Here is a 6,000-nt window from a genome sequence, read left to right on the forward strand (position 1 = left end):
GTTGCAGTACTAGCGCGCCCGTCGAGCGGATGACCCCGAGCTCGGAACAGCCCTGCGAACTGCCGCGACCCGTAGGGCGATCCACGTGATCGGAATGGCAGCCCCCGTGCACCCTCGGTTCAGACGCTCGCCCCGCCGCCCAGCAGCCGGGCGAGCGTACTCACCGCCCCGTCGATCTCGCGGGCGCACTCGTACAGCACAGGGCGGGGCCTCCCCCACGGGTCTGCGATGTCGTCCTCGGCCGGCGGGACCGGGGCGGCGGCGCCCCGACGGCCGGCCGCGGCCGCGACGACGACGTCGAAAGCCTCCACGTCCTGCGAGCCTTCCCGGCCCGCTCCCCCGCCCCGCACTCCTCCCGCGGCGAGACGCACGAACTCCTTCAGGGTGAAGCAGCGCCGCATCGCCGACGGCGCAAGCCGCACGGCCGCCTCCCTGTGCTCGATGGCGAGCCCGAGGACCAGCGCCGCTCCCACGACGAGCTGCGCGGTGAGCGGGCGGGCCGCGAAGCCGGAGCCGTCACCTCCCCGCTTCTCCAGCACCGCCCTGGTGGAGCTCTCCATGCCGGGCCGGGGCCACGCCTCCGTGCCGGCGCTCTCCGGCCGCACGGCCGAGCCGAGCGGTAGCTTCGCGGCCAGCAGCCGCTCGGCAAGCACCGAGCGGTGCACGTTGCCCGTGCAGACGAACAGGACACAGGTCATTTCTCGCCCGCGAGATGCGTCGTCGCAGCGGCGGCCTCCCCCCGGCGTTCCGCCCCACGGGGAGCGGGCAGCTCGCCGTACGACCCGTAGGCGTCATAGCGGTCGCCCCTGGGCACCGGAGCCATGTTGAAGACGGTGCCGAGGACGCGGACACCCACGCGGTCCAGCGATTCCGCAGCCGTGTGGACCTGTTCCCGGCTGGTCTTGGCGGCGCGGACGACGAGCAGTGTGCCATGGGCGAGCGGAGCGAGTCCGACGGTGTCGGCGACAGGCAGCAGCGGCGCGCTGTCGACGATCACGACCTCGTAGGTGTCCGCCAGGTCGCGCAGCACCGCTTCCATCCGCGCCGAGGCGAGCAGCACCGTGGGATTCGGTGGTACGGCGCCGCTGGCAAGCACCGAGAGTCCGCCGCCGACCTGCTGCATCACGTCCTCGATGCGGGCCTGTCCAATGAGCACCGTGGTCAGACCGGCGTCCTGGACGAGACCGAAGGTCGAGGCCACACTCGGACGGCGCAGGTCGCCGTCCACGAGACAGGTGGAGACACCTGCCTCGGCGAGCGAGAGGGCAAGATTCACCGCGGTGCAGGTCTTGCCCTCACCGGGCACCGAACTCGTCACCACGATGATCCGGGGCGGATCGTCGACCTGCGAGAACTGCAGGTTGGTGCGCAGCTTGCGGAAGGCTTCGACGCGGTTGGATTGCCCATCGGCGCTGACGAGCGGTTGCCTGGGGGCGTTCCTGTCGTACGGGATGGTGCCGAGACCCGGCAGCGCGGTGAACTCGCCCAGCGCCTCGCTCGTCTTGAGCGTGGTGTCGAGATTCTCGCGCAGGGCGACGAGTCCGGCACCGAGCAGCAGGCCGCCGAGCACTCCTGCGGCCAGGTTCAGCAGCGGGCGGGGAGAGACGGGACCGACGGGGGCGACGGCCTCCTGGGTGACGCCCAGGGAGACGGGTGAGGTGCCGTCGCCCCTACGGCTGCTTAGGGACCGCCCCGAGTCGGGCGCGTACTTGGGCGCCTCCAGTCGCTCGACGAGCGCGCTGAACCGCTGCGCCACGGCGTTGGCGATGCGCGCCGCACGCTTGGGCTCGGTGTCCCGGACGGTGATGTTGATGAGCACGGTGTTGAGCGGGGCGACGGCGGTGATCCGGGACGCCAGTTCCTCCGGGGTGGTGCGCAGCCGCAGCTCCTTCACCACTGGCCGGGTTACCTGACGGGTGGTCACGATCGCGGCGTACGACTGCACGCGCGCCTGCGAGAAGCTCTGCCCCTGGTTCAGTTGGGCGGTGTCCTCACCGGTGCGGGTGGCGACGAAGAGCTGGGTCCTCGCCTCGTAGACGGGTGTGCTCAAGCTCGTCGCGGCGAGCGCCGCCCCGATTGCGAGAACCAGACAGACCACGACGGTCGGCCAGCGTCTGGCAAGAGCCTTCAGGAATCCGTGGAGATCCAAGCTGCACCCCTCATGGGACCGAGGGAACCACCCAAATGGAATGTTCTGTTCCCTATGTATGCAGCCGACGATAGGGACTCCCCCGCTTCAACCTGGGAAGACACCCCCAGGTCGGCCAGTCCAACGACCCTGGCGTCACGCCGTCGGGCCGCCCCGTCGGGGTGGCGGCGTGGGCCATCGGGGAGCGGGCACTGCGCCATCCGGGGGCTTCTGGGCAACACACCGTCAACCAACGCCCTAATATCGCTTTTACTCACATATCTACGTATCTGGCTCTTGATGACGGCCGACGCTGCAGCCTGGCCCAGATTGAAGTCGAGGAGAGTGAGAAGATGACGAAATCAACCAAATGGCGAGTTTGTCTGACATCGGCAGCATCAGCTGTCGTGCTCGTTGTCGCACCGCTGGTGGGGGCGCAGGCCGCCCATGCACAGCACCCGCCGCCGCCGTACCCGCCGCCACCCCCATGCCTCACCCTGGGCGCCACCACGGCAACGGCCGGAGGTGCCGTGAACTTCAGGGCTACGGGGTTCGCCCCCTGGCAGCCTGTCACGGCGTCGCTGGACTGGAACCCGATCGTCCTCGGCCGATACCGGGCCGACGCCAGCGGGACGGCGGATGCGACCGCGACCATCCCGAACTGGGTCCGCACCGGCTGGCACACCTTCAAGGTCACCGCGCGCAATCCCAACCTCACCTGCTCCGCTCGTATCAAGGTGCGGGCCGCGGATCATGACGGACACGAACATGACGGATATAACGGACACTGGCCCGACGGAGAAGGCGGAGGGAACGGACACAACGGATCGGGGCGCCCCGACCACGGCCCGGACATCGCGGACACCAGCAGTGAGAAGGCTCTGGCAGCGAGCGGCATCGCAGCCGGGCTGATTGCGGCCGGCAGGGGCACGATGCTGGCCGTGCGCCGTCGCCGCAGTGCATGACGGAGCACGACATCAGCACGGCAGTACCACGGCGTCCCGGCCCCGGCCGAAACGCCTTCCGCATGCGCAGGCCCGGCCGCTCCCGCGAGGGGCACCGGGCCGCCGTCACGTGCTTAGGAACACACTGCCGGCCGCCGCATACGCGGCCGACCGGCTGGGCCGGTGACGTGCTGTCCCCGCTGGTGCGAGCCCTGCCACCGCCCCGCCGGACAGCCGCGTTGACGGGATGTCCGAGGCCCTCTACGACCTTGCAGCAAGCACGCGCCGGAACTCGTCCGGGCCGCCCGCGTCGCGGTCGAGGCGCAGGCCGACGTGCACGGGCTGCCCCGGTGCACCTGGCTGCCGGCGGCCGACCGGGTCCACACCGGGCTCGCGCGGCAGATCGACCGCCTCACCCCGGAGATGACCGACGCCTCCCTGACGGCCCGCGTCACGCTGAGCCGTCCTGCGCGTCACCGACCCGGCCCGCATGATCAACGGCACTAAGCTCACCGCCGACAACGTCGTGGACCTCACCGAACGGGCCAGCTACGCGATGTACGACTGGGCGGTTCCTGTCGTGTCTGAGCGCCCGCGCCGCACCGGGGCGGCCGTGCTCTTCGGGTGCGCTGCTGCTCGCGTCGTGCGCGACGGGAGAACGCGCCCTGGACGATCCGGCAGGCGAGATGGCCGACGACACGCTCTACGAAGGCACCGGCATCTCCGGCCGGCCCTCGGTACGGGCAGGGCGTCCGGGCAAGAAGCCCACGGCCCGCGCGGCACTCCCCGCGCCCTTCTTCGGTGAGGGCATCACCGTGCTCGGCCGAACCCTGTGGCAGCTCACCTGGCGGAACCGGACCGCCATCGAGCGCGATGCCAGGACGCTCGCGGAGCTGCGTCGCGTCCCGTCCCGTCCCGGACGACGGCTGGGGCGGGTGCCTCCAGCGGGCCCGGCACCGGCTGCTGACCAGCGACGGCTCGTCACGGCTGACGTTCCGTAACCCCGGGACGCTCGCGAAGACGGGCGAGGTCGCCGTGACCGAAGGGGCCGGCTGGTGACGGGGCTGAACGAGTTGGAGTGCGTCGGCGGCGCCGTGTACGCGAACGTGCTCTTCACCAACCGGATCGTGCGCATCGACCCCGCCCGAAGCGGTGACGGTGACGGTGAGCATCGACGCCTCGGGCCTGCTGCACGACGACGAACTCGTCCCGGGACCGACGCTGAACGGGATCGCGGCCGTCCCCGGAACGGACCAGTTCCCGGTCACGGGGAAGTTCTGGCCCAGAATGTTCCGCGTTGTGTTCGTCCCGGCATGAGGCAAGCCACGAGCCGCAGCCGGTGAAGTAACCGGCGTTCGTACGCCGCCGAGGGGGGCGCGCACTGCGACCCCGCCCCTCGCCTGCGCGTACCTGGCACCCGAGCCTTCGCCGCGTGGCCCCTCACTGGTCCGTTCCGGTGAGGATCGGCGAGGCGAACGGCAGGCAGCACGCCGCGCCGCGCTCCTTCGGTGATATTCGATGCGCGCCAGGTCGCGGGCGGCCGCCAGCAGTGACGGCAACGGTGGTCACGTGACGAGCCGACACGCGAGGGGTGGAGTAACACGACGATGCACATTGTGCGGGTGAGCTACCGGGTCCCCCCAATGCCGGGGGGAATGGAACGCCATGTCGAACACCTGACGCGCCATCAGGTCAGTGGCGGAAACCGGGTGACGATGTCGTTCCGGCACGGGGCGACGGTACCGGTCGGAGCCACGCAACTGCCGCTGCGAAGGATCCCCCGGTCCCGGATGCTCGGGCCGGTGTCCGACCGGCTGGCCTTCGCGGCGGAAGCCGCTGCGGCGATCAAGGACCTCTGCGCCGCCCGACGCAACGTGGACCTGGTGCATCTCCACGGCGACCACATCGAGGCCGCCGGTCTGGGTCCCGTGTGCCAACGCCTGGGAATTCCGCTGTTCCTGACGGTGCATGCGGCACTCACCGACCGGCACCAGTGGCTCGCACGGCACGCTTTTCGGCATGTGAAGGCCTTCATCGCCCTGGGGTCGGCGACCGCTGCCGACCTCGCGGCGCGTGGCGTGGACCAGGAACGCATCCTCACCATGTCCAGCGGCCTGGAGTTGTCCGCCATGCCGTCGCCCACCGATGCTGTGGCCCGTGAGCCCGGCCTGATCGTCAGCGCCGGCTCGCTGAACCCGATGAAGAACCACCATCTGCTCATCGAGGCGTTCCACGAACTGGCACACAGTCGGCCGGGCATGCGTCTGGTGATCGCAGGAGAAGGCCCGGAGCGGGACCGCCTCAACCGGCTCGCAGCGGCGGGTCCGGGAGTCGAACTGGTCGGTCCGCTGCACCGGCAGAAGGTCTACGACCTGGTCCGGCGAGCCGAAGTGTTCGTCCTCGCATCACGCAGACTCTCCGGGAAGGGCGAAGGCGTGCCCACGGCGGCGCTGGAGGCGCTCGCGCTGGGCACGCCCGTCGTGGTGTCCTCGGACGCCTCGCTCGATCCGGTGGTCACCGACCCCGAGGCCTATCGGGTCTTCCCATCAGGCTCGAAGGCGGACCTGGTGCATGTTCTGAGAACCGTGCTCGACGACGAACCGGGCCGCAACCGGATGAGTGAGCTCGGGGTACGTGCGGCCGCGGAGCTGGACTGGTCCCGGGTCGCACAGCGTGTCGAGAAGTGGTACCGAGCGGCGCCGGAACAGCTGCACTCCTTCGCATGACGGGCGCTGAAACGGAGCAAACGAATGCCGACGACGATTCATGGCATGGCCAAAATGGTCTGGGAACATCCCGCCAACCGCGGGCGGCGGCCTCAGGCCTTCGCCGCCCAGGGGCGTTTCAAAGTCGCGGTGCTTATGTAGACCGGCTGGTCAGGGGATGTTCAGCAGGTCCAGTGGTCGGTTGAAGGGGTCGTAGGAGACG

General features: G+C 70.1%; 6 protein-coding genes and 1 pseudogene. 5 read left to right on the forward strand and 2 right to left on the reverse strand.

Going from position 1 to position 6,000, the window contains the following annotated elements:
* Positions 1-119: 119 nt before the first annotated feature.
* Both ACFWB8_RS26300 and ACFWB8_RS26305 read right to left on the reverse strand, forming a co-directional pair.
* Positions 120-698 (reverse strand): low molecular weight phosphatase family protein, encoded by a 579-nt coding sequence (locus ACFWB8_RS26300; RefSeq protein WP_385231913.1) that lies wholly within the window; start codon positions 696-698, stop codon positions 120-122.
* Positions 695-2,149, reverse strand: a complete 1,455-nt coding sequence (locus ACFWB8_RS26305) for a polysaccharide biosynthesis tyrosine autokinase (protein ID WP_385231916.1) — start codon at positions 2,147-2,149, stop codon at positions 695-697. The genes ACFWB8_RS26300 and ACFWB8_RS26305 overlap by 4 nt, the downstream gene beginning before the upstream one ends.
* A 332-nt stretch (positions 2,150-2,481) precedes the next feature.
* Here ACFWB8_RS26305 and ACFWB8_RS26310 point away from each other — a divergent pair, with 332 nt between their 5' ends.
* The 5 genes and pseudogenes from ACFWB8_RS26310 (at position 2,482) to ACFWB8_RS26330 (ending at position 5,798) form a co-directional block, all read left to right on the forward strand.
* Positions 2,482-3,093, forward strand: a complete 612-nt coding sequence (locus tag ACFWB8_RS26310) for a hypothetical protein (RefSeq protein ID WP_385231919.1) — start codon at positions 2,482-2,484, stop codon at positions 3,091-3,093.
* Between the two features lie 665 nt (positions 3,094-3,758).
* Positions 3,759-4,073, forward strand: coding sequence for a glutaminyl-peptide cyclotransferase (locus ACFWB8_RS26315; RefSeq protein ID WP_385231922.1), 315 nt, complete (start codon positions 3,759-3,761; stop codon positions 4,071-4,073).
* Positions 4,036-4,157, forward strand: a pseudogene (locus tag ACFWB8_RS26320) (glutaminyl-peptide cyclotransferase); the annotation flags it as partial. The gene ACFWB8_RS26315 and the pseudogene ACFWB8_RS26320, both read left to right, overlap by 38 nt.
* Positions 4,158-4,236: 79 nt before the next feature.
* The gene (locus tag ACFWB8_RS26325) at positions 4,237-4,389 is read left to right on the forward strand and encodes a glutaminyl-peptide cyclotransferase (RefSeq protein ID WP_385231925.1); all 153 of its coding nucleotides are present in this window, start codon (positions 4,237-4,239) and stop codon (positions 4,387-4,389) included.
* A 338-nt stretch (positions 4,390-4,727) separates the two neighbouring features.
* Positions 4,728-5,798, forward strand: coding sequence for a glycosyltransferase family 4 protein (locus tag ACFWB8_RS26330; protein WP_385231928.1), 1,071 nt, complete (start codon positions 4,728-4,730; stop codon positions 5,796-5,798).
* Positions 5,799-6,000: the final 202 nt, after the last annotated feature.

The sequence above is a fragment of the Streptomyces sp. NPDC060031 genome, assembly GCF_042736805.1.
GTDB lineage: Bacteria > Actinomycetota > Actinomycetes > Streptomycetales > Streptomycetaceae > Streptomyces.